Consider the following 23,327-nt stretch of genomic DNA (forward strand, 5'->3'; position numbering starts at 1 on the left):
CTCGGCGCGCAATAGCGCACCGGTTGCGGTGACCCGTTTTAAATCTGGCTAAAATGTGGCGGGAGGCAGAATATTGCCTTAATCATGCCATTAGAAAACATGAGTAACTTTGTCAATTATTAAAATATGACTCGTTCAATCATATTTTTGGAGGCATCAGCAAGTTGCAGAAAAGCAACAATACCCCGCGGCCTCGCGAGCGGTCATCATCGGCACCGAAATGGGCCGCGGCGTCGAGAACGCCCCATCAATACAGCCCATCCACCAAGCCTTGATTGTCCCCGCAGTGACGCTCGGTTAGGCCGCATCACGTCGAAGGCCCGGGTCGACAAGGAAGGAAAAGATTTAAGCCATCAACGGTAAGGAACCCGGGTTCCCGGGGTCCTTTGATCGATGGAAGCCGGCAAGCGGTCTTGCCTCACCCTTCGCCGATTGCGATCAGGCTCGCGTTCCCGCCAGCCGCCGCAGTGTTGACCGAAATCACCTGCTCCTCCGCAAACCGCATCAGATAAGCCGGCCCGCCTGCCTTGAAGCCCGTGCCGGAAAGCCCCGAACCGCCGAACGGCTGGGTACCGACCACGGCGCCGATCATGTTGCGGTTGACATAGACATTGCCGACGTCGAGCGCTTCGGTCACCTTGCGGATCGTCGCCTCGATGCGGCTGTGCACGCCGAGGGTGAGGCCGTAACCGGTGGCATCGATCGCCGCCAGAACCTTGTCCAGATCCTTGGCCTTCCAGCGCACCACATGCAGGACCGGCCCGAATACCTCCCTGGTGAGCGCCGCGGCGCTATCGAGTTCGATGATATGGGGCGCAAAGAAATTGCCGGTTGCCGGCGCCTTGCCCGCATAGCGCACCTTCTGCTTCGCCTTCATGGCCGTCACATGATCAGCCAGCATCTGCCGCTGGCTCTCGTCGATGATCGGGCCGACATCCGTATTCACCTTGATGGGATCGCCGATGTTGAGTTCGGCCGCCGCCCCTTCGATCATCTTCAGCATGCCGTCGGCGACATCCTCCTGCAGGAAAAGCAGCCTGAGCGCCGAGCAGCGCTGCCCGGCAGACCGGAAGGCCGACATCACCACGTCGTCCGCCACCTGTTCGGAAAGCGCCGTCGCATCGACGATCATCGCATTGATGCCGCCGGTCTCGGCAATCAGCGGTACGATCGGCCCGTCCTTGGCGGCGAGCGCCCGGTTGATCGCATGAGCCGTTTTGGTGGAGCCGGTGAAGGCGATGCCGGCGAGTTTTGGATGCGCGGTGATCGCGGAACCGACATCCGGTCCGCCCGGCACCAGCGCCAGCGCTTCTGCCGGCACGCCGGCCCGATGCAAGAGCTTCACCGCCTCATGAGCGATCAGCGGCGTCTGCGGCGCAGGTTTTGCGACCACCGTATTGCCGGCAACAAGCGCCGCGGAAATCTGCCCGAGGAAGATCGCCAGCGGGAAATTCCAGGGCGAGATGCAGCCGAAAACCCCGCGGCCGCGCCAGAGGTGGCGGTTGTCCTCGCCGGTCGGTCCCGGCATCGGTGTCGCAGCACCGAAAAGCTCGCGGCCCTTGTCGGCATAATAGCGGCAGAAATCCACCGCCTCGCGGATTTCCGCCATCCCGTCGTCCAGCGTCTTGCCGGCCTCGGCGGCAAGCAGTGCCAGCAGCCGGTCGCGGTTCTCTTCCAGGAGGCCGGCTGCACGTTCCAGGCAGGCGGCGCGGATTTCCACCGGCTGCCGCGACCAGGCCCGGAACGCCTTGCCGGCAGCCGCGAAGGCGGCATCCACATCGGCTGGCGTCGCATCCTTGACGGTGCCGACGATCGTCGCACGATCGGACGGCGAGCGCACCGGCTTCTCCTCGGCCTTGGAGGTGACGCCTGCGACCAGCGGCGCGGCTTTCACCTCGCCCCACGGTCTGGAAACGCTCGCCATCAGCCGCTCGAGATTCTCCCGATGGCCGAATTCGAGACCGGCGCTGTTCTTGCGCCGGCCGTAGATATCGGATGGCAGCGGGATCTGCTTGTGGCGCGCGCTGATGCCGTTGTCGAGGCCGAGCCGCACCGCCGGGCGCTCCAGGAGCTTTTCGACCGGCACCTGCTTGTCGCCGGCCACCGCCACGAAGGAGGAATTGGCGCCATTCTCCAGAAGCCGGCGGACGAGATAGGCAAGCAGGTCCCGGTAACCGCCGACCGGCGCATAGATGCGGCAGGCGATCCGGTCATTGCTTTCCAGGAGGTCGTCGTAGAGCGCCTCACCCATGCCGTGCAGCCGCTGGAATTCGAAACCGGAGCGTTCCGGCCCCGCAAGCTCCAGAATAGTCGAGACGGTCAGCGCATTATGGGTCGCAAACTGCGGGAAGATCCGCGCCCGCTTGGAAAGCAGTTGCTGCGCGCAGGCGAGATAGGCAAGGTCCGTCGCCGGTTTGCGCGTCCAGACCGGATAGTCCTCGAGCCCCCGCTCCTGTGCGCGTTTCACCTCGGTATCCCAATAGGCGCCCTTGACGAGCCGCACCATCATCCGGCGGTTATGCGTCGTGCAGAGCTGGTCGATATAGTCGATCACCGCCGGAGCCCGTTTCTGGTAGGCCTGGATCGCGAGCCCGAACCCGTCCCAGCCGGCAAGCGAGGAATCGGAGAAGACCGCGGCGATCACGTCGAGCGAAAGTTCCAGCCGGTCGGCTTCCTCCGCATCCACCGTAAAGTTGAGCTGGTGCTGCTTGGCCATGCGCGCCAGGTCGAGGAGATCAGGAACGAGTTCCTTCATCACCCGATCGCGATGGGTCGCAAGATAGCGCGGATGCAGCGCCGAAAGCTTGACCGAAATTCCCATCCGGTCGGGAAGTTGCTTGGCCTTGCCGTGCCTAGCCATATGGGCGCCGATTGACTGGATCGCGTCGGCATAGGAGCGGAAATAGCGTTTCGCATCCTCCGCCGTTCGGGCACCTTCGCCCAGCATATCGAAGGAGTGCCTATATCCCTTTTCCTCGCTCTTGGCGGCGCGAGACAGTGCGTCCTTCATCGTCTCCCCGAGCACGAAGTGATGGCCGAGGAACCGCATCGCCTGTTTCGTGGCACTGCGCACCGTCGGCAGCCCGACGCGCTTCACGAGACCGCGCAGGATGCCTTCCGGCGTCTCGCCGGGCCCGATCACGCGCGCCGAGACGGCAAGCGCCCAGGCGGAAGCGGAGACGAACCAGCTTTCGCCGGAAGCCTCATGGGTGCTCCAGCCGCCCTCGCGCAGCTTGTCCTCGATCAGCCGGTCCTGGGTCAGGGCATCGGGCACCCGCAGCAGCGCTTCGGCAAGCACCATCAGCGCCAGCCCTTCCCGCGTCGAAAGCCCGTATTCGCGCAAAAAATCCTCGACGCCTCCGACCTTGCCCGATCCGTCGCGGATCGCGTTGATCATGCGGCGAGCCCGTTGATCGATCGCCGCATCCTGTGCGGGCGTAAAGGTCGTGCGGGCAGCGAATTGCCGGACCAGCCGGTCGTCGTCCCCGGCATAGGGCGCGGTAAAGGGAATGAAGGGTTCGGCGAGGATCTGCTGGTTCATGGAATATCTCCGTTTCATTCTCCACATAGCCGGAATTCTCTGGTGATTTCCGCGGATTTTTGAAATAGTGACGGCATGTTCAAGCGCATTTCACTGGATTAGTAGCGAAACATGAGGGAACTCGATCGCCTCGACCGCAAAATCCTCCGCGCACTTCAGAAAGAGGGGCGTCTGAGCAACATAGAACTTGCCGATCGCGTCAGCCTTTCGCCGACCGCAACGGCCGAACGCGTCAAGCGGCTCACCCGCGAAGGTTATATCCTCGGATATAGCGCGCAATTGTCTCCGGAAAAGCTCGGCCGCAATCTGCTGGTCTTCGTGCAGGTCAAGCTCGACCGGACGACGCCCGACGTTTTCGACGCCTTCGCAGCCGCCGTCAAACGCAGTGACGACGTCATGGAGTGCCACATGGTGGCCGGCGGCTTCGACTATCTGGTGAAGGCCCGCGTCGCCGGAATGGAAGCCTATCGGCAGTTTTTATCGGAGGTGATTCTGCCTTTGCCTGGGGTGCGGGAGACCCACACCTATGCGGTCATGGAGGAAATTAAGAGCGCCGGTCACCTGCCGGTTTGAAAAAACCTTCCTCTTTCAGTTTGGAAATGACAAAGAAACTGATTGACTATCGCAAATATCGGGAATAACTGCCCGGACTATGAATTTTCACTAGCTATTCAAGTCACTTCGTATATCTCTTACCGATAACATAAATCCTTATCAGCTTTGCCCAGCATGATCACCCTTCAACGGCAGTCAATCTTGAACAGCGAGATTTCCGCTGCCGATTCGCAGGGTGAAATTTTTGCGGCGTTGAAGCGAACCGCCCGGGAATTCGGTTTTCTGCACGTCACCTTGTTTGCTGCCACCTCGCCGGATGAGGTATTGATGTCGCGGATGATCGTCGAGACGACGCTTCCCGCTGCCTATGTCCAGGAATTCGACCGCCGCCGCCTCCTGCGGCTCTGCCCCGTCGCACCGATCATCAACAACTCGGTCCTGCCGATCTGCTGGTCTCTCGACGATCCGGAGACCGTCCGGGGATTTGCAATCCCTGCAACGATGCAGGAGCTGCAGCGCCGCTACGATCTCGTCACCAGCGTCGCGATGGCGCTGAACTCAATCGATGGCGACCGTTTTATGCTGCGGTTCGACGGCGTCCGTCAGCAACTGAGTCAGGCTGAACTCAATGAGATGGGCATGGTGGTGCTGCATGCCTTCGATGTCTTCGACAAAATTCGACGCGGCATCAAGGCGGTAGCGGTCGGGCCGCTGACCACCCGGGAGTTGGAGGTCGTTCGCTGGACCGCTCAGGGCAAGACGTCGGCCGAGATCGGTCGGATCCTTTCGTTGTCCGATCACACCATCAACGCCTACATGAACAATGCCATCAAGAAACTGGATTGCGTCAACCGCACCCAGTTGGTAGCAAAGGCGTTGAGGCTAAGACTCATAGTGTAGCGCGGGAGCTGTCGCCCGGCCTCTTAGGAGGAAGAGATTGCCGTTTTGGGTTCAACACGCCGAAAAACGCGTCAATACTCAATATCAGCAGGTGGGGCTTTCGTCTGACGAGGTAGTGGAGCTTTCGGCTTCATTTCGCCTCTACGGTTTTTGGCGCATTGAACTGGACTCCGGCCTTTTTTTCGCAACCGAGGACGTTTGCCGCATCTTCGGCATGGAGCCCCAGGAAGGTCCCATCAATCTCATGGCCGTTACCGCCCGCATCCATCCCGAAGACATGCCGAGATTGATGGAAACCTTCGAGCGTGCCAGCGCCGAAAGGCTCACCTACCACAACATCTATCGGGTCAGGACAGATGCCGAGGACTACAAATATGTCCGTTCGGTCGGCAAGTTTCGCGACAAAGCCGGCAGCGCCGGAGAAGTCGTCGGCCTCACCTACGAGTTCTTCGCCCAACGTCCCGGCGTAACCTTTTTCCTCAACGACATGCCCGGCGATCAGGCCTGACGCGCATGATTGCCTATAGCTGTTTTTCGAACCAGTGATGGGCATAAGGTTCCGAGTTGAAAGCCGCGACTTCCCGGTAGCCTTCGCTGCGATAGAGCGCCTGTGCTTCCACCAGAACGCGATTGGTTTCGAGGCGAAGCGCGCGAAGCCCGATTTCCAGCGCCTTGGCCTCCAGGACATGCAGGATGCGTCGTGAAATTCCGAGCCCGCGCGCATCGGGTGCCGTCCACATCCGCTTGATTTCGCCGATGGAGCGACCGGCCACTTTCAAAGCTCCGCATCCGACGGGCTCTCCATCGAGTTCCGCCAGAACGAAGTGGCCTGCAGGCGGCGTCATTTCGGCGGCCGTGGCGGAATTGCTTCTGGATGGATCAAAACCCACGTCGAAGCGCCGGGACAACTCTTCGAAATAGCGCGAGAGGCAAACCTGGGCGTTGGGGCTGTCGGCCGCCCGGAAATGAACTTCGACGGAGCCTGCCCGCAGCAGCCGTTCCACTTCCGACATGGCCGCAACAAGCCGGCCGCGCTGCCTTGTACTGAGAGGCTTCAGGAACGACTCCGCAAGCTCATCCGAAAGCATGTCGTAAGTCGCATGTTCGGCGCGTCCCTCGGGTGTCAGCACGACGCGCCGCCGCCGGCGATCGGCGGCGTTGTGACCGGTCTCGACAAGCCCCTGTCCTTCAAGCGAACGCAGAAGTCGACTGACATATCCGGAATCCAGCTTCAGGCGCTCCCGAAGCCTGCGTATGTCGATACCGTCCGCGCCGATCTCGTGAATGAGACGCGCCTCGCCCAACGGCCGGCCACGTTTCAGATAACTGTCCTCGAGCGCGCCGACATGCTGGGTGACGGTACGATTGAAGCGGCGGACCTGCGCAATATGCTCCTTCTCCATTCCCTGACTTTAGTCAGATATTCAGGCGCCGCAAGAGTTTCTATCGATCGAGCACCGAACGGACTTCCACCAGGTTGGACCGGACCATCAGCGTGTGGAAACCCATCACGGCGAGATGGCTCGGCATGATCAGGCCGTCTTCGCTGCCGTTCGAGACGATTGCCGGCTGGACGCGCAGGGCGGAGCGAAACCTGGCAAGCGTTTCGGCCCACAGGGGGCCGAGATTGCGTTCGCGGATGACCTGGGAAAAATCGGCGCCGGCGCCTGAAAGCACTGCATAATAACCGTAGAGCTGGCCGTATGCGAACCAGAAGCGGTCGTCGGCCCGCGTGTCGAACCAGCCGGCGCTGTTGTTTTCCGACCGCTCGCGGAGGATCGCCGCCGTGCCGCCCAGGTCATTGGCGATGCGGTCGACGAACTGGATGAGGTTGTCGGCGCGCGTGTCGAACGTGGCATTGCAGGAGGTCAGGTCGGCATTGAAGGCCCTGAGCTTTTCGGTTGCCGTGCGATAATAGGCGGGCGACGGGGTTTTGAAGCCGAAGGGGTCGAGGCCGAAATACCACGAATACTCGTCGAACTGCAGGTTTCCGCGCGCGTCCTGCAGGTTGCTGTTGATCCCGGACGTCCCGCGGACGCGGCCGAGCGTATCGACGAGCTCCGCCGAGGTGCGCCGGACCGCCTGATGGACGCCCCGCTGGAACGACGCCTTGTTGTCGAGGAAGGGCGTATGATCCCAGTCGATGCCGAAGAAGCCGAGCCGGTAGAGCAGCATCGACGAAATCCAGGCGTTCTGGTTGACATTCATGTCGATCAGATCGGCCGAAGCGTCGACAAGGGCGGAGGACTGGCATTGACGCGCCGCGGAGGTCGTGGTGGCGGCTGCGTCGCCGGGGCGCGCCTCAGCCGGCAGTTCTTGACCGGCCGGCACGGTGCGCTCGGACCAGCGATAGCTCTCCACGAAATTCGGATTGAACCCGCTCCAGACCTGCGTCTGCCAGATGAAATAGCCATAGAGACCGACAAGGAGCACCAGAAGTGCCAGAATTGGCCCCTTCACCATCCAGTGACGTCGACCATACCAGCCGTGCGCGGCCATGAAGGGCCAGACCAGCCAGGCGACCAGAAGTCCGATGCCTCTTCCGACGGCTTGGCCGATCCGTTGAAAGAAGGCGGTAATTCGGTCGAGCATCGCTGTCTCCTGTCAGGCGGGGGCGCATCCGAGTGAGCTGCCTCACACATATGTGTTCCAGACGGCGATCACAACGGGGCGCGACTTCATGACCGGGCCGGCTTGAGGCCGAAAGGAGGCCAGCGCATACCCGCCGCCTGGTGTGCCTCGACTGCGGTCTCGGCGGCGGCTTCCGCAGGAAATCGCTCCGCAAACGCTTGATCGGCAAGGTTGCGGCGGCGGTCGAGGCCGTGGAGGGTCAGCATTCCGTCTGAAAAACGCTTCATCTGACTTGCGAGATTTGGAAAGGCGTCCGGTTTCAAGTTTTCGTCGCCGTGTCGCCGGACCGCGTTGAACACGATCTGATAAAGGATGAGCAAGTCTTCCGTGTCGGCGCCAAGCTTGTGCAGCAGGACATTGCAGGCGGCGGCGGATGTGTTCAGCCCGTTGACGAAAGTCTGGAAGATCTCCACGCAATGTTCGGTCCGCCGGGTTGCCTCGACGGCTGTCATTGCCTCCCCGTCCTCTCCACGAAGCTTTTCGATGATCTCCGTCCGGTGATCGACAAATGTCACCAGGTCGTTTTCGCTTTCCCTGCGCCGGGAAAGCAGCAAGTCGCGCTCGCTTTCTACCAGCCCCGCCAGCATGTCGGCTCGCCGCAGAAGTTCGCCGAGCTGGGTAAGCGGCGTCCGGCTTTCCCAGCGCCGCCGCTGGCGCCGCAGCATTGCTGCCCCGGAAACGAAGCCGATCGCCCTTTCCAGACGCGTCGGCAATTCGCGATTGTCAAATTGCGTCTTGCGGATGCTGATCGCCGCCGCCTGTTTCGCCACAAGCCGCGCAAGGGCGGTCTCGGCTGCCTGGCGCTCCGGCGCCTCGCGCCTCAGACGGTCGGCTTCGTCTTCAAGTTCGGCGTCGTCGGGCAACCTGCCCTCCCGCGCAACCTTGTCCAGCATCGCCGCCAGAGGTTGCTGCGCCTCGCGCAAGATCCTGAAAATCTCGGCTATCCGCTCGATCTCGCCGTCGAAAACCTGCTTTGCCGCCACGCCATCTCTCCCGCCGTCTTCCGATAGAATAGCGGCGACAGGCAAATTATGCCACTCGATAGGAACGCCGCTGTTGCCTGCCCTTTGCAGTTCGGGCTCTACCTGGCCTTACTCGCAACGCATCTGGTTTTCCCAGTGCCGACGGCAGAGCGAAACGTATTTCTCGTTTCCTCCGACTTCCACCTGTGCCCCTTCCCGCACCAGCTTCCCTTCCTGGTCGAGCCGGACGACCATGGTGGCCTTGCGGCCGCAGAAGCAGATGGTGCGCACCTCGCGCAATTCGTCGGCGATGGCGAGAAGCTCGAGCGAGCCAGGAAAAAGCTTGCCCTGGAAATCGGTCCTCAATCCATAGGCCATCACCGGAATGCCGATCCGGTCGCAGACGCGGGCGAGCTGCCAGACCTGCTCGGCGGTCAGGAACTGCGCCTCGTCGACGAAGACGCAGGCGATCGGCTCCTCGCCATGCATGGTCTCGATCACCCCGAAGAGATCGTCCAGGTCGCTGAAGGGAATCGCATCTGCGGACAGACCAATCCGCGAGGCAACCCTCCCCGTCCCCGCCCGGTCGTCCAGCGCGGCGATGAAGATCGCGGTCCGCATCCCGCGTTCCCGATAATTGTAGGAGGCCTGCAAGAGCATGGTCGACTTGCCGGCATTCATCGTTGCATAGTGGAAATAGAGCTTGGCCATAACCTGCTTCTGATCGCGATCTGCCTCCATGAAAAGCGGCCAACGACGATAATCACAGAAAAACTGCGGCGCAAAGGAAGGATCAGAGTTTGCAAAAAATGTCGCAAATGCACCCTGCCTTCCGCCGCGAATGCACGCGCTTGCCTCATCTCAGGAGATATTGATAATGGCGGGAACACGAAAAACAGGGGAACAACTCATGCGCACCACCACCTCGCTGAAGACTATGTTAGCAGCTGCCGCCTCCATGCTGGTGCTTGCGACGGGCGTTTCTGCCGCGGAACCGGAAGCGTGCGGCACGGTCCGATTTTCTGATGTCGGCTGGACCGACATAACAGCCACGACGGCGACCGCGACCGTGCTTTTGAAGGCGCTGGGTTACGAAACGGACGTCAAGGTTCTCTCCGTGCCGGTCACCTACAGCTCGCTGAAGAACAAGGACATCGATGTTTTCCTCGGCAACTGGATGCCGACCCAGGAAGCCGACGTGCGGCCCTATCTCAACGATAAGTCGGTGGAATCCTTCGGGCCGAACCTCGTCGGCGCCAAATACACGCTTGCGACCAATGCCAAGGGCGCCGAACTCGGCATCAAGGATTTCAAGGATATCGCCAAACAGAAGGATGCGCTGGACGGGAAGATCTACGGCATCGAGCCGGGCAACGACGGCAATCGACTGATCCTCGACATGGTCGAGAAGAACACGTTCGGCCTTAAAGGTTTCGAAGTGGTGGAATCCTCCGAACAGGGCATGCTCGCCCAGGTGGCCCGCGCCGAAAAGGCCGGCGATCCGGTCGTCTTCCTCGGCTGGGAACCGCATCCGATGAACGCCAATTTCAAGCTGACTTACCTGACGGGCGGCGACGACGTCTTCGGACCGAATTTCGGCGGCGCCGAGGTCTTCACCAATGTCCGCGCCGGCTTCACCGAAGAGTGCTCAAATGTCGGTGCCTTCATCAAGAATCTGAAGTTCTCGCTGCCCATGGAAAACGAGATCATGGGAAGCATCCTCAACGACGGCGACGAGCCGGAAGCCGCGGCGACCAAATGGCTGAAGGCGAACGGTGCGGCGGTCGAACCCTGGCTTGCCGGCGTCACCACCAAGGACGGCAAGCCGGGCATGGCGGCAGTCAAGTCAGAGCTCGGCCTCTGACCTTTGAACGGGCCGGCAAGCCGGCCCGTCTGCCATTCATCGAAAATTTTCTCCGGATCAGGCAGGCTTCAACGTGAATTGGCTTCCCGAATGGCTCGTGGATTCCGGCGGCAAGGTGCGCCTCGGCAATTGGGCGAAGGATTTCGTCGATTGGCTCACCGCCAACGCCGATTGGTTTTTTGACTTTTTATCGGATGTGCTCTCGGCAGTCATCGATGCGATGCTGTTCGTGCTGCAATGGCCGAACGCTTATGCCTTGATCGCTCTCTTCACGGCGCTTGCCTGGTGGCTGCGCCGTTCGGTCGGCGTCACGCTTTTCACCTGTCTTGGGTTGCTCGTCATCTACAACCAGGGCTATTGGAAGGAAACGACCGAGACGCTGGCGCTGGTGCTCGCTTCGACCGCGGTCAGCATGGCGGTCGGCATACCGCTCGGCATCGCTGCCGCCCGCCGGGCCTGGGTCTATGAAGTGATGCGGCCGATCCTCGACCTGATGCAGACGATCCCCACCTTCGTTTATCTGATCCCGGCCCTGATCCTCTTCGGCCTCGGCATGGTCCCCGGTCTGATCGCCACGGTCATATTCGCCATCCCGGCGCCGATCCGGCTCACCCGCCTCGGCATCGTGTCGACCCCTGATGCGCTCACCGAAGCCGCCGTCGCCTTCGGTGCGACACCGGGCCAGGTGCTGCGCAAGGTCGAGCTCCCCTTTGCAATGCCGCAAATCATGGCCGGCCTCACCCAGACGATCATGCTGTCCTTGTCGATGGTGGTGATCGCCGCATTGGTGGGCGCGAACGGCCTCGGCGTACCGGTGGTCCGCGCGCTCAATACCGTCAATATCGCCCGCGGCTTCGAAGCCGGCCTCTGCATCGTCATCCTGGCGATCATCCTCGACCGAATATTCCGCAGCTCGACGGGAGACGGCGCATGACCGAGATGACAGCCCAACCGGCAATGCATTCCGATGCTCCGAATGACTGCGTCGTCTTCGATCGGGTCGACATCATTTTCGGCGACAACCCGGAGCGGGCGCTGACGATGGTCGACCAGGGCAAGAGCCGCGACGAGATCAGCGCTGCGACCGGCATCGTGCTCGGCGTCGCCGATGCCTCGTTGACCATCCACGAAGGCGAGATCCTCGTGCTCATGGGCCTGTCCGGCTCCGGCAAATCGACGCTGCTGCGCGCCGTCAACGGCCTCGCCCCGGTGGTGCGCGGCGGCGTGAAGGTCGCAACGCCTTCAGGCCCCGTCGATCCCTACAAGGCAAGCCCCAAGGTGCTGCGGGACTTGCGCATGCACACGGTCTCCATGGTCTTCCAGCAATTCGGCCTTCTGCCCTGGCGCACCGTCTCGGAAAATGTCGGCTTCGGCCTCGAACTGGCCGGCGTTGCGGAGGCCGAGCGCAAGAAGCAGGTCGACGAACAGCTGGAACTAGTCAACTTGACCAAATGGGCCGACCGCAAGGTCGGCGAACTTTCCGGCGGCATGCAGCAGCGTGTCGGTCTTGCCCGCGCCTTTGCGACCGGCGCGCCGATCCTCCTGATGGACGAGCCTTTTTCCGCCCTCGATCCGCTGATCCGCACCCGCCTTCAGGACGAGCTTCTGGAGTTCCAGCGGCGGCTCAAGAAGACCATCCTCTTCGTCAGCCATGATCTCGACGAGGCCTTCCGCATCGGCAACCGCATCGCCATCATGGAAGGCGGCCGCATCATCCAGTGCGGCACGCCGCAGGAAATCGTCCGCGCGCCGGCAGACCAGTATGTGGCGGATTTCGTCCAGCACATGAACCCGATCAGCATGCTGACGGCGAATGACGTGATGCGTGTGGGCGTCAGCGCGCCGGCCGGCTCCGGCGGCGTCTCTGCGACCGCCCGTTCGGACACACCGCTGGTCGATATCCTCGATGCGCTTTCCCGCCAGCCGGGAACGATCGGCGTCGTCGACAATGGCACTGTCATCGGCACGATATCCGCAGACGATGTGATTGCCGGCCTCACTCGCCACCGCCGCCGGAGCGCCTGAGAGAGAAAGCGGAGCTAAAAACTCCGCTTTCCTGGCCGGGCCACTGGTGGTATCACCTGCTGGCTTCGCCGGTCTGCCCGCGAGGAGGACAAGGTGGACGAAATGGCTGACAATTCCTCGTCGGAAAAACCTGCAACAGACGGCCCTGCAAGAGACCGGCCGCAGGTTCTGCGTGAAACGGACGAGGACGCTCGCCGCCTCGCGCGGACGTTGGTGCGCGGAGCACGCTTCATGGCGCTCGCCGTTCTCGATCCGGAAACCGGCTTTCCCTCCGTCAGCCGGACGTTGACCGGCACCGATGTCGATGGCACGCCCGTGATTCTCGTCTCGGGCCTCTCCGGCCACACCAGGGGGCTGGTGGCCGATCCCCGTTGTTCGCTGCTCGCAGGCGAGCCCGGCAAGGGCGACCCGCTCGCCCATCCGCGGATCACGCTGCAATGCCTGGCCGAAAGCGTTGCCCGCGACACGCCTGACCACACCCGCATCCGAAGCCGTTTTCTCGACCGGCATCCGAAAGCTGCCCTCTATGCGGATTTTCCCGATTTCCGCTTTTTTCGAATCACGCCGCAGGCCGCGTCGCTCAATGGCGGCTTCGGCCGTGCATACATGCTGCCGGGATTCGATTTGCTGATTCCCTCGCCGGGAATCACGTCGGACTGGCTCGAACTCCAGAAAGATTTAGGAAACATGACGGAGACCGCCGAGAAATTTGCGGCGAATCTCGGAGCGGCAGAGAGCCACAATTGGCGCTTCGCTGGGGTGGACCGCGCCGGAATCAACCTCATTTCGGGCGATTTGCAACTCAGGCACGAATTTGAACGCTTGGTAGACTCACCACAGGCAGTACTTGATTATATTTTTGCCACATCTAAAGTACAATGATCGGTTACCTGAAATTTAGGGATATACAATCCCTTTTGCTCGTTGTTAATTTTTGCCCTAGGGACGAGGGGCGATTATTTTTTGGGCGGGAAGCCGCTTTAGATCGAGGGGAATTGTAGCTGATGGATACGATGGCGCTATCTGAGCACTCCACCGCCGCGGCAGGCTTGTTGTCTGCCATGGCCAATCCGAAGCGGCTGATGATCCTGTGCTGCCTGGTCAAAGGCGAGGTCGCGGTCGGCGCGCTCGCTTCCCAGGTCGGGCTCAGCCAGTCGGCGCTGTCTCAACATCTTTCCAAGCTGCGTGCGCAGAAATTGGTGAAGACCCGCCGCGACGCGCAGACGATTTATTATTCCAGCTCGTCGGAATCGGTGATCAAGGTTCTTGAGACCCTGGAGGACATCTACTGCGTGCCGGCCCAGAAGACGTCGGCAGCCGCGTGAGCTTGACAGCGCAGACATGACGTCTCGCTGCTTGCGGCCCAGCCTGCGGCATGCATCGCCGGAGGCTGGGCTTTCCAGTCTGTGGCTTTCATCCATTCCCTTCTCGCTGCTCCGCCGAATGCGGTTGACGGCTCCGCTTGCCCTGATAATTTGACCATGCAGTCAAAACTTGGCGCTGAGCCGCCGACCGGGAATGGCCACCTGACGATCCGAATGGCCATGGAGAGCCGCATGTCCAACCGCCTGAATACCACGCCCAATGACCTCAGGGCGTTTTGGATGCCGTTTACGGCAAACCGCCAGTTCAAGAAGGAACCCCGTCTTTTCGTGAGTGCCAAGGATATGCACTACACGACCCATGACGGCCGCCAGGTGCTCGATGCGACCGCCGGCCTCTGGTGCGTCAATGCCGGCCACTGCCGCCCGAAGATCACCGAGGCGATCCGCGAACAGGCAGGTGAGCTGGACTATGCACCGGCCTTCCAGCTCGGCCATCCGAAGGCTTTCGAGCTTGCCAACCGCCTGGTCGACATTGCCCCGGAGGGCATCAATCACGTTCTCTACACGAATTCCGGTTCAGAATCGGTCGACACGGCGCTGAAGGTTGCGCTCGCCTATCATCGCGCCAAGGGCAACGGCTCGCGCTTTCGCCTGATCGGTCGCGAGCGCGGTTATCACGGCGTCAATTTCGGCGGCATTTCCGTCGGCGGTATTGTCGCCAACCGCAAGATGTTCGGCACGCTTCTGACCGGCGTCGACCACATGCCGCACACCCACCTTCCGGCCAAGAACGCTTTCACCCGCGGTGAGCCGGAGCATGGCGGCGATCTGGCGACCGAACTCGAGCGCATTGTTACGCTTCACGACGCCTCGACCATCGCGGCCGTCATCGTCGAACCTGTCGCAGGCTCCACCGGCGTGCTGATCCCGCCGAAGGGCTACCTCCAGAAACTTCGCGACATCTGTACCAAGCACGGTATCCTCCTGATCTTCGATGAAGTCATCACCGGTTTCGGTCGCATGGGCGCCCCGTTCGCGGCTCAATATTACGGCGTCACGCCCGATATCATCACCACCGCCAAAGGCCTGACCAACGGCGTCATCCCGATGGGCGCGGTGCTGGTGACTTCGGAAATCCACGACACATTCATGAACGGCCCGGAACACCTGATCGAGTTCTTCCACGGCTACACCTATTCGGGCAATCCGATCGCGTCGGCCGCAGGCCTTGCCACGCTTGAGACCTACAAGGAAGAAGGCCTCTTCGACCGCGCCCGCGACATCGCGCCTTATTGGGAAGAGGCGCTGCATTCGCTGAAGGACGTTCCGAACGTCATCGATATCCGCAATATCGGGCTGATCGGCGCGATCGAACTCGATCCGATCGCAGGCGAACCCACCAAACGCGCCTTCTCCGCCTTCCTGAAAGCTTATGAGGACGGCCTGCTGATCCGTACCACGGGCGACACCATCGCCATGTCGCCGCCGCTGATCGTCGAAAAACACCACATCGACGAAATCGTCGGCAAGCTGAGAGATATTCTGACGACCGGCGTCTGAGGTTTCGGATCGCAGTATTTCCCGGACCTTCGTCCCCGTTCCCGTCAAGGACATGCCGACCGGCGTCCGGGACCGGGGACGGAACGTCCAGATCGGCCGGACCCGGTAGACATCGCCGCCATACGGCACTATAAGCACTAAGACGACCTTTGAAGGAGGCTCAGAAGATGAGGCAGATCGGCACTTTTCAACGCTGAATGGCGGTGCCGGATCAGGGCTGTCGTTTAGTCCGTCCTCTTCGAATTTTGAGCCTTTCGCCCCTGGAGGGGGCCTTCATGCTTCGTCGTTTCTTTTCCTATTATGCGCCTTACAAGAGGCTGTTTCTGCTCGATTTCGGCTGTGCGGTTTTTGCCGGCCTGCTCGAACTCGGCTTCCCGATCGCCGTCAAGCTCTTCGTTGACCAACTCTTGCCCGGTCGCGACTGGACACTGATCGTTGCCGTCGGCGTGGGCCTACTCGCCGTCTACGCCCTGAACACCGGCCTAATGGCCGTCGTCAACTACTGGGGCCATGCGCTCGGTATCTCGATCGAATCCGACATGCGCCGGCAGGCATTCGACCATATCCAGAAGCTGTCCTTCCGGTATTTCGACAACACCCGCACCGGCCACCTGATCACCCATGTCACGAAAGACCTGGAAGAGGTCGGCGAGATTGCCCATCACGGGCCGGAAGATCTGTTCATCGCGATCATGACCTTCATCGGCGCCTTCATCTTGATGTTCACCGTGCATTGGAAGCTGGCGCTGCTGACCACCGTGATCGTGCCGTTCATGACCTGGCTGGTCAGCCGTTACGGAGCCCGCATGACGGTCAACTGGCGCACCCTGTTCGGCAAGGTGGGAGATTTCAACACCCGGGTCCAGGAAAGCGTCGGCGGCATCCGCGTCGTCAAGGCGTTTGCCAACGAGGACTACGAAAGCCAGCTTTTTGCCCGCAACAACGAGGGCTACAGGGAAACCAAGCTCAACGCTTATGCCTATATGACGGCAAGCATTGCGCTCAGCTATCTCGGCACCCGGCTGGTGCAGCTTTCGGTAATGATCGCCGGCACCTGGTTCGTCGTGGCGGGAGAGCTTTCCTACGGCGGCTTTGTCGGCTTCCTGCTGCTCGTCAACGTCTTCTTCCACCCGATCGACAAGATCACCTCGGTGCTGGAAATGTATCCGAAGGGCTTTGCGGGCTTCCGCCGCTTCACCGATCTCATCGACACCCAGCCCGATCTCGCCGACCGGCCGGATGCGATCGCCGTCAGCACGCTTGCGGGCGACATCGTCTATCGTGATGTCAGCTTCGGTTATTCCGAAACCGCCATGGTCTTCGAGCATCTCGACCTCGAAATCGCCGCAGGGGAAACGTTCGCCTTCGTCGGTCCTTCTGGTGCCGGTAAAACGACCATCTGCTCGCTGCTGCCGCGCTTCTACGATGTCACCGCAGGCGCCATCACCATAGACGGCATCGACATCCGAGACATGACGCAGGCCTCGCTGCGGGGCCAGATCGGCATCGTCCAGCAGGACGTCTTCATGTTCGGCTCGACCATCCGCGAAAACATCGCCTATGGTCGGCTCGGCGCGAGCGACGAGGAGATCATGGAGGCGCTGCGCCGGGCATCGCTCGACGAATTCGTCCTGTCGCTGCCGCAGGGCCTAGACACGCCGACGGGCGAGCGGGGCGCAAAACTGTCGGGCGGCCAGAAGCAGCGGCTGGCGATCGCCCGCATCTTCCTCAAGAACCCGCCGATCCTCATCCTCGACGAGGCGACATCGGCGCTGGATTCGGCCACGGAACTGGCGATCCAGCACGCGCTGGCAGACCTCTCCAAGGGCCGAACCACTCTGGTCGTCGCCCACCGTCTCGCCACCATCCGCAATGCCGACCGGATCGTGGTGATGGGGGCGGACGGCATCGTCGAGCTGGGTACCCACGCGGAATTGCTGAAGGCGAACGGCGCCTATGCGAAACTCCACGAGGCCCAGTTCGGTGCAGTGGCGTGAGGGCATCCTCATCCGTTCTCCCCCTTGCGGGGAGAACGGGGCAAGCGGCGGTTCAAGCCTTGAAAAACGCCAGGAGGTCCGCGTTGATCACCTCGGCATGCGTCGTCGCCATGCCATGCGGAAGGCCTTCGTAGACCTTCAGCGTGCCGTTCTTCAAGAGCTTGATGGCAAGATGCGCGGAGTCGGCGATCGGCACGATCTGGTCGTCGTCGCCATGCATGACGAGAACCGGCACTTCGATCGTCTTGAGGTCTTCGGTAAAGTCGGTTTCCGAAAAGGCCTTGATGCAATCGTAATGGGCCTTGGCTCCGCCCATCATGCCCTGCCTCCACCAATTGCGGATCGCCCCTTCCGAGACCTGTGCACCCGGACGGTTGAAGCCGAAGAACGGCCCGGTCGGGATATCCAGGAAGAACTGCGCCCGGTTTGCGAGCAGCGCCGAGCGGAACCCGTCGAAGACTTCGATCGGCAGACCGCCCGGGTTCTTGTCGGACTTGACCATGACCGGCGGTACGGCGCCGACGAGAACAGCCTTGGCAACCCGGCCGCGGTCGCCATACTGGGCGACATAACGGGCGACTTCACCGCCGCCGGTCGAATGGCCGACATGGATGGCGTTCCTGAGATCGAGATGTTCGGCCAATTCGGCGACATCGGCCGCATAGGTATCCATCTCGTTGCCGGTCGCGGTCTGGGTCGAGCGACCGTGGCCGCGGCGGTCATGGGCGATCACCCGGCAACCCTCGTTCAGGAAGAACAGCATCTGGGCGTCCCAGTCGTCGGCGCTGAGGGGCCAGCCGTGGTGGAAGACGATCGGCTGGGCGTCCTTTGGGCCCCAGTCCTTGTAGAAGATCTCGGTGCCGTCCTTTGTGGTGATGAAACTGCTGGTCATGGTCTTCTTGTCCTCGTGGGTTGATGGTGTGGATGCCTGGGCGATCTGGATGAAGGACGGAGCCGCAGCGGCTGCGCCGACAATCAGCCCGGCCTTCATGACATTTCGACGTGTCGTCCAGATGATTGTCTCGCTCATCTCTGTCTCCAGCTTGTTATCGCGATAATTATTTTCGCGATAAGTTACTTCATAGAGAACTGAACGGAGCCTGTCCAGAAGAAATAGTTATCGCGATACATTTTTTTGTGATATCGAATTCTCTGCATCTTCCGGAGGTTTTGCATGTCCGACCAGAAACCCGTCCCCCTGGACGATCAGCTGTGTTTCTCGCTCTATGCGGCGAGCATTGCGATCAACCGCCTTTACAAACCCATGCTCGACAGGATGGGCATTACCTACCCGCAATACCTCGTTCTGAGCGCGGTTGCCGAGCAGCAGGAGATGACGATCGGTGCGATCGCAGACCGCCTTTCTCTGGAATCGAGCACGGTAACCCCTCCGGTGAAGCGGCTGGAGCAGGCGGGCCTGGTGGAGCGCCAGCGCAGCAAGGCCGACGAACGGCAGGTCCTTGTTCGGCTGACGGATGCCGGCAGCGCCCTGATCCAGGAAAGCAGGTGCCTTGGAGATACGCTTGTCAAACGTTCGGGCATGACGCCTGAGCAGTTCCAGTCGTTCAACCGGCAGGTCCAGGCATTTCTCGAGACGCTGGTCAGCAACGCATAGATCTCTGAAAAATCAGAGCCCAAGCGTCGATTTCGGCGAAATCCTTCGCCGGATCAACAAAACTCCGTGCCCTTTTGTTATCTTCTTGCGAAATCTCGGCCGAATTCCTACAGAATTGTTCGCCGACCGCCGAAAGCCAAACATGGCGCGGCCCGGCATCGACCGCATCGCCTTTCGTCATTGGCGCGAAATGTCCGAAGGACCTTCGGAGACGACGGGCACGGGTGCGGCGTTGATCGAGGGCTGTTTTGAAGCCCACCCAAGGAGAACCGAAATGAACCTCAAGACGCTTCTGGGGGCAACAGCCCTCGCCTCCCTGACATTTGCACCGCTTGCCCATGCGGAGATCGTCATCGGCCTGATCGCGCCGCTGACCGGCCCGGTGGCGGCTTACGGCGATCAGGTCAAGAACGGCGCCGAGACCGCCGTCGCCGAGATCAACAAGAAGGGCGGCATCCTCGGCGAGCAGGTCGTGCTGAAGGCCGCCGACGATGCCGGCGAACCCAAGCAAGGCGTGTCGGCCGCAAACCAGCTGGTTGGCGAAGGCATCCGCTTCGTCGTCGGCCCGGTCACGTCAGGCGTCGCCATGCCGGCCTCGGATGTGCTTGCCGAAAACGGCGTACTGATGGTCACCCCGACCGCGACCACACCGGAACTCACCAAGCGCGACCTCGCCAATGTGTTGCGCACCTGCGGCCGCGACGACCAGCAGGCCGAAGTCGCCGCCAAATACGTCCTCGACAAGTTCAAGGACAAGAAGATCGCGATCATCAACGACAAGGGCGCCTATGGCAAAGGTCTAGCCGATGCGTTCAAGGCCACCCTCAATGCGGGTGGCGTCAAGGAAGTTCTCGATGACGCCGTCACTCCCGGCGACAAGGATTTCAGCGCGCTCACCACGCGGCTCAAATCGGAAAATGTCGAAGTGATCTATTTCGGCGGCTACCATCCCGAAGGCGGTCTGCTCGCCCGCCAGCTCGCCGATCTCGGCGTCAAGGCGACGATCATCGGCGGCGACGGCCTGTCGAACAGCGAGTTCTGGAACATTGGCACGAAGGCTGCCGCCGGCACCGTCTTCACCAATGCCTCGGATGCAACGAAGAGCCCCGATTCAAAGGCCGCCGCCGAAGCTCTCGCTGCCCGCAAGATTCCTGCCGAAGCCTTCACGCTGAATGCCTATGCTGCCGTCGAGGTCATCAAGGCCGGCATCGAAAAGGCCAAAAGCGCTGAGGATACGGAAGCGGTCGCCGCCGCCATCAAGTCCGGCGAGCCAATTGCGACCGCCATCGGCAAACTCACCTACGGCGAGACGGGCGACCTTACTTCACAGAGCTTCTCGCTCTTCAAGTGGGAAGACGGCAAGGTCGTCGCCGTCGAGTAACCTCGACAAGCACATTCCACGGGCGCCCCAAGGCGCCCGTGGATCTTGCGGGAAGCCCGGAGGCGGATCTGATGCTTGTGATATTTGGCGGTCTGCCGGGAACGGGCAAAAGCACCATTGCGCGGCAGCTCGCCGAACGCCTGCGCGCCTGTTATCTGCGCATCGATACCATTGAGGAGGCCATCCGCACCTCGGGAGTACTGGCTCCGGGCGCGGAGGTAGGCCCGGCCGGCTATATCACCACCTATCGGCTGGCCGCCGACAACCTTCGCATGGGCGCCTGGGTTGTGGCAGATTCCGTCAATCCGCTGAAAATCACCCGCGACGCCTTTAGAGAAGTCGCAGAACGGGCGGGTGTCGCATTCCTGGAAGTTGAGACCATCTGTTCCGACGTCGAGGAACACCGGCGCCGCGTAGAGGAACGGAGTTCCGACACCGAAGGCCATACGCCTCCGAGCTGGGAAGCCGTTCGGACACGTCGTTACGAGGCCTGGGACAGGCCCCGTCTGCAGATCGATACCGCCACGTCCCCGATTGCCCAAAGCGTCGATCGGATAATCCGGTCCCTGCCGCGTCGGTAACGGCTCCCGCAATGCCCTACCGGTTCCTTTGGCACCATTCCACTCGGCCACCGGCCCCGCTAAGATGATCCGACGGATTCGGAGGCCAGAATGACCGCTAGACTTGAAACCCTCATCGATCAGGGCACCGGCCGGCAGCCTGCCGATATCGTGCTGAAGGGCGGAAGATTCTTCGATCTCGTCACCGGAGAGCTCGTCGCCTCCGACATCGCCCTCTCGGCCGACCGCATCGTCGGCACCTGCGGCGCCTATTCCGGTGTCACCGAGATCGACATTTCCGGCAAGATCGTCGTGCCGGGTTTCATCGATACCCATCTGCACATCGAATCCTCGCTGGTGACCCCGCACGAATTCGACCGCTGCGTGCTGCCTTATGGTGTGACGACGGCGATCTGCGATCCGCATGAAATTGCCAATGTGCTCGGCACCGAAGGCATCGAGTTCTTTCTGAATTCCTCGCTCGAAACCATCATGGACATCCGCGTCCAGCTTTCCTCCTGCGTGCCTGCGACCCATCTGGAAACGGCCGGCGCCGACCTGCCGATCGAAAAGCTCCTGCCCTTCCGCAACCACCCCAAGGTCATCGGCCTTGCCGAGTTCATGAATTTCCCGGGCGTCATCCACAAGGACCCCATCTGCCTCGCCAAGCTCGAGGCCTTCTATGGCGACCATATCGACGGCCATGCGCCGCTTTTGCGTGGGCTCGATCTGAATGGCTATCTCTCGGCCGGCATCCGCACCGAACACGAGTGCACCACCGCCGAAGAGGCGCTCGAAAAGATCCGCAAGGGCATGCATATCCTGGTGCGGGAAGGATCCGTCTCCAAGGATCTCCATGCGCTGATGCCGATCATCACCGAGCGCCTGTCGCCGTTCCTGGCGCTCTGCACCGACGACCGCAATCCGCTCGACATCGCCGAACAGGGCCATCTCGACTATATGATCCGCACCGCGATTGCCGAGGGCGTCGAGCCGCTGGCGATCTACCGCGCCGCCTCGATCTCGGCTGCCCGCGCCTTTGGGCTTCGCGACCGCGGCCTCGTCGCCCCGGGCTGGCGGGCCGATCTCGTGATCATCGACAGCCTTGAAAACTGCAAGGCGGAAATGATCTTTTCCGCCGGCCGCAGGGTCACCGACGAACTTTTCGCGAGCCGCAAACCGGTTGCCCCCGTCGGCCTCGACAGCGTCAGGGCAAGGCCCGTGGAGGCCGCCCATTTCGGCGTGCCTGTCACAGAGGGCGAAACGCCCGTGATCGGTGTCATGCCCGGCAAGATCATCACCGAGCACCGCCGCTACAAGCTCCCGTCGTCCGGCAACCAGACCGTGGTCGATCTCTCCCGCGACATTATCAAGGTCGCCGTCATCGAGCGCCACGGCAAGAATGGCAACCATGCCAACGGCTTCGTCCAGGGTTTCGGCCTGAAGAAGGGCGCGATCGCCTCGACGGTCGGACACGACAGCCACAATATCTGCGTCGTCGGTGTCGACGAGGACGACATGGCGCTCGCCGTCAACCGCCTTGGCGAGATCCACGGCGGCTTCGTCGTGGTCGAGGACGGCAAGGTCACCGGCGAGATCGCTCTTCCCGTCGCCGGCCTGATGAGCCTTGAGCCCTACGAAATCGTCCGCGATACCCTCCACCACCTGCGCCATGCCGCCTACGCGCTTGGCACGACGCTGCAGGAACCCTTTCTGCAGGTCGCTTTCCTGCCGCTCCCGGTCATCCCCCACCTGAAGATTTCCGACAAGGGCATGGTGGATGTGGATCGGTTCGCACTGATCGGGTGAGATCGAAAGCCAGGCGTTGGTGACAGCAACCATTGCAAATTGTTCTGTCCTCAAAGAACATTGAAAGAGGACCTAATGCCCATCGTCTTCCGTTCTGGCGCGCTAAAATTCTATTTTTATTCCAACGAAGGCGACCCGCGTGAGCCTGTGCATATGCATGTCCGAGGCGGCGGCGCCAATGCAAAGATTTGGTTGGAGCCGACTATCGGAGTGGCGGAAAGCGACGGCTTCAACAGCCGTGACCTGTCTGCTATTATCCGGCTCGTCATCGACAATCGTTCTCTGATCAAGCGGGCATGGCATGAGCATTTCGGCAACTGAGGTGAAATTCGACGACGACACAATGTGGGTCTCGCTCAACGACGGCCGCACATTGGGCGTACCGCTTGCCTGGTTCCCCCGTCTGCTTCTTGCGAAGCCGGCCGATCGCGAGAAATTCAAACTGAGCCCGGGTGGCATTCACTGGGATGATCTCGACGAGGACATCTCCATCGCCGGCCTTCTGGAAGGACGCGGCGACAGGACGGTGAAACGTCCTGCCGCATAAATCCTGTCAGGATCGTCGGTGAGCAAGCTGTGACGGCGATGGGCCTGCTGCAATT

General features: G+C 61.3%; 22 protein-coding genes. 16 read left to right on the top strand and 6 right to left on the bottom strand.

The window, feature by feature from the left end:
* Nucleotides 1-418 precede the first annotated feature (418 nt).
* Nucleotides 419-3,541 (bottom strand): bifunctional proline dehydrogenase/L-glutamate gamma-semialdehyde dehydrogenase PutA, encoded by a 3,123-nt coding sequence (putA, locus tag EDE05_RS05850; protein WP_132409115.1) that lies wholly within the window; start codon nt 3,539-3,541, stop codon nt 419-421.
* A 111-nt stretch (nt 3,542-3,652) separates the two neighbouring features.
* Between putA and EDE05_RS05855 the strand changes: the two genes are divergently transcribed.
* The 3 genes from EDE05_RS05855 (at nt 3,653) to EDE05_RS05865 (ending at nt 5,504) form a co-directional block, all read left to right on the top strand.
* The gene (locus EDE05_RS05855; protein WP_105374043.1) at nt 3,653-4,114 is read left to right on the top strand and encodes an Lrp/AsnC ligand binding domain-containing protein; all 462 of its coding nucleotides are present in this window, start codon (nt 3,653-3,655) and stop codon (nt 4,112-4,114) included.
* A 183-nt stretch (nt 4,115-4,297) separates the two neighbouring features.
* Complete coding sequence (locus tag EDE05_RS05860; protein WP_162712440.1) at nt 4,298-4,996, top strand: LuxR C-terminal-related transcriptional regulator; 699 nt, start codon at nt 4,298-4,300, stop codon at nt 4,994-4,996.
* Between the two features lie 37 nt (nt 4,997-5,033).
* On the top strand, nt 5,034-5,504 hold the full coding sequence (locus EDE05_RS05865) for a PAS domain-containing protein (protein ID WP_105374041.1): 471 nt from the start codon (nt 5,034-5,036) through the stop codon (nt 5,502-5,504).
* A gap of 13 nt (nt 5,505-5,517) precedes the next feature.
* Here EDE05_RS05865 and EDE05_RS05870 read toward each other — a convergent pair whose 3' ends face one another.
* The 4 genes from EDE05_RS05870 to EDE05_RS05885 all read right to left on the bottom strand — a co-directional run bounded on the left by EDE05_RS05870 (nt 5,518) and on the right by EDE05_RS05885 (nt 9,300).
* Complete coding sequence (locus EDE05_RS05870; RefSeq protein WP_132409117.1) at nt 5,518-6,399, bottom strand: bifunctional helix-turn-helix transcriptional regulator/GNAT family N-acetyltransferase; 882 nt, start codon at nt 6,397-6,399, stop codon at nt 5,518-5,520.
* A 40-nt stretch (nt 6,400-6,439) separates the two neighbouring features.
* The gene (locus EDE05_RS05875) at nt 6,440-7,588 is read right to left on the bottom strand and encodes a DUF2333 family protein (RefSeq protein ID WP_132409119.1); all 1,149 of its coding nucleotides are present in this window, start codon (nt 7,586-7,588) and stop codon (nt 6,440-6,442) included.
* An 86-nt stretch (nt 7,589-7,674) separates the two neighbouring features.
* Complete coding sequence (locus tag EDE05_RS05880; RefSeq protein ID WP_134100577.1) at nt 7,675-8,610, bottom strand: hypothetical protein; 936 nt, start codon at nt 8,608-8,610, stop codon at nt 7,675-7,677.
* A gap of 108 nt (nt 8,611-8,718) precedes the next feature.
* Nucleotides 8,719-9,300: a thymidine kinase gene (locus EDE05_RS05885; RefSeq protein WP_112800471.1), complete on the bottom strand. Its 582-nt coding sequence runs from the start codon at nt 9,298-9,300 to the stop codon at nt 8,719-8,721.
* A gap of 199 nt (nt 9,301-9,499) precedes the next feature.
* Between EDE05_RS05885 and EDE05_RS05890 the strand changes: the two genes are divergently transcribed.
* The 7 genes from EDE05_RS05890 to EDE05_RS05920 all read left to right on the top strand — a co-directional run bounded on the left by EDE05_RS05890 (nt 9,500) and on the right by EDE05_RS05920 (nt 17,360).
* Complete coding sequence (locus EDE05_RS05890) at nt 9,500-10,453, top strand: choline ABC transporter substrate-binding protein (protein WP_112800377.1); 954 nt, start codon at nt 9,500-9,502, stop codon at nt 10,451-10,453.
* A 73-nt stretch (nt 10,454-10,526) separates the two neighbouring features.
* A complete protein-coding gene (gene choW / locus EDE05_RS05895) occupies nt 10,527-11,387 on the top strand; it encodes a choline ABC transporter permease subunit (RefSeq protein WP_105374036.1) in 861 nt (286 codons plus the stop codon).
* A gap of 23 nt (nt 11,388-11,410) precedes the next feature.
* Nucleotides 11,411-12,478, top strand: a complete 1,068-nt coding sequence (choV, locus tag EDE05_RS05900) for a choline ABC transporter ATP-binding protein (protein WP_132409325.1) — start codon at nt 11,411-11,413, stop codon at nt 12,476-12,478.
* Between the two features lie 102 nt (nt 12,479-12,580).
* Nucleotides 12,581-13,360 carry a pyridoxamine 5'-phosphate oxidase family protein gene (locus tag EDE05_RS05905; protein WP_132409123.1) on the top strand — a complete coding sequence of 260 codons (780 nt, stop codon included), beginning with the start codon at nt 12,581-12,583 and terminating at the stop codon, nt 13,358-13,360.
* Nucleotides 13,361-13,482: 122 nt separating this feature from the next.
* Nucleotides 13,483-13,803, top strand: coding sequence for a metalloregulator ArsR/SmtB family transcription factor (locus EDE05_RS05910; RefSeq protein WP_105374035.1), 321 nt, complete (start codon nt 13,483-13,485; stop codon nt 13,801-13,803).
* Nucleotides 13,804-14,034: 231 nt separating this feature from the next.
* A complete protein-coding gene (locus EDE05_RS05915) occupies nt 14,035-15,363 on the top strand; it encodes an aspartate aminotransferase family protein (RefSeq protein WP_105374062.1) in 1,329 nt (442 codons plus the stop codon).
* A 275-nt stretch (nt 15,364-15,638) separates the two neighbouring features.
* The gene (locus EDE05_RS05920) at nt 15,639-17,360 is read left to right on the top strand and encodes an ABC transporter ATP-binding protein (RefSeq protein ID WP_132409125.1); all 1,722 of its coding nucleotides are present in this window, start codon (nt 15,639-15,641) and stop codon (nt 17,358-17,360) included.
* A 52-nt stretch (nt 17,361-17,412) separates the two neighbouring features.
* Here EDE05_RS05920 and EDE05_RS05925 read toward each other — a convergent pair whose 3' ends face one another.
* Nucleotides 17,413-18,252, bottom strand: a complete 840-nt coding sequence (locus EDE05_RS05925; RefSeq protein WP_245505075.1) for an alpha/beta hydrolase — start codon at nt 18,250-18,252, stop codon at nt 17,413-17,415.
* A gap of 282 nt (nt 18,253-18,534) precedes the next feature.
* Here EDE05_RS05925 and EDE05_RS05930 point away from each other — a divergent pair, with 282 nt between their 5' ends.
* The 6 genes from EDE05_RS05930 to EDE05_RS05955 all read left to right on the top strand — a co-directional run bounded on the left by EDE05_RS05930 (nt 18,535) and on the right by EDE05_RS05955 (nt 23,272).
* A complete protein-coding gene (locus EDE05_RS05930) occupies nt 18,535-18,975 on the top strand; it encodes a MarR family transcriptional regulator (RefSeq protein ID WP_132409129.1) in 441 nt (146 codons plus the stop codon).
* Between the two features lie 274 nt (nt 18,976-19,249).
* Nucleotides 19,250-20,356 (top strand): branched-chain amino acid ABC transporter substrate-binding protein, encoded by a 1,107-nt coding sequence (locus tag EDE05_RS05935; protein ID WP_132409131.1) that lies wholly within the window; start codon nt 19,250-19,252, stop codon nt 20,354-20,356.
* Between the two features lie 71 nt (nt 20,357-20,427).
* Entirely contained in the window at nt 20,428-20,937 is a 510-nt protein-coding gene (locus EDE05_RS05940) for an AAA family ATPase (RefSeq protein WP_132409133.1), read from the top strand.
* Nucleotides 20,938-21,027: 90 nt separating this feature from the next.
* A complete protein-coding gene (gene ade / locus EDE05_RS05945) occupies nt 21,028-22,725 on the top strand; it encodes an adenine deaminase (RefSeq protein ID WP_132409135.1) in 1,698 nt (565 codons plus the stop codon).
* 75 nt (nt 22,726-22,800) lie between these two features.
* On the top strand, nt 22,801-23,046 hold the full coding sequence (locus EDE05_RS05950) for a DUF4160 domain-containing protein (RefSeq protein WP_132409137.1): 246 nt from the start codon (nt 22,801-22,803) through the stop codon (nt 23,044-23,046).
* Nucleotides 23,027-23,272, top strand: a complete 246-nt coding sequence (locus EDE05_RS05955) for a DUF2442 domain-containing protein (RefSeq protein WP_132409139.1) — start codon at nt 23,027-23,029, stop codon at nt 23,270-23,272. Before EDE05_RS05950 ends, EDE05_RS05955 begins: the two co-directional genes overlap by 20 nt.
* The last annotated feature ends 55 nt before the right edge of the window (nt 23,273-23,327 follow it).

It is taken from the genome of Neorhizobium sp. R1-B, from assembly GCF_004368875.1.
Classification (GTDB): domain Bacteria; phylum Pseudomonadota; class Alphaproteobacteria; order Rhizobiales; family Rhizobiaceae; genus Neorhizobium; species Neorhizobium huautlense.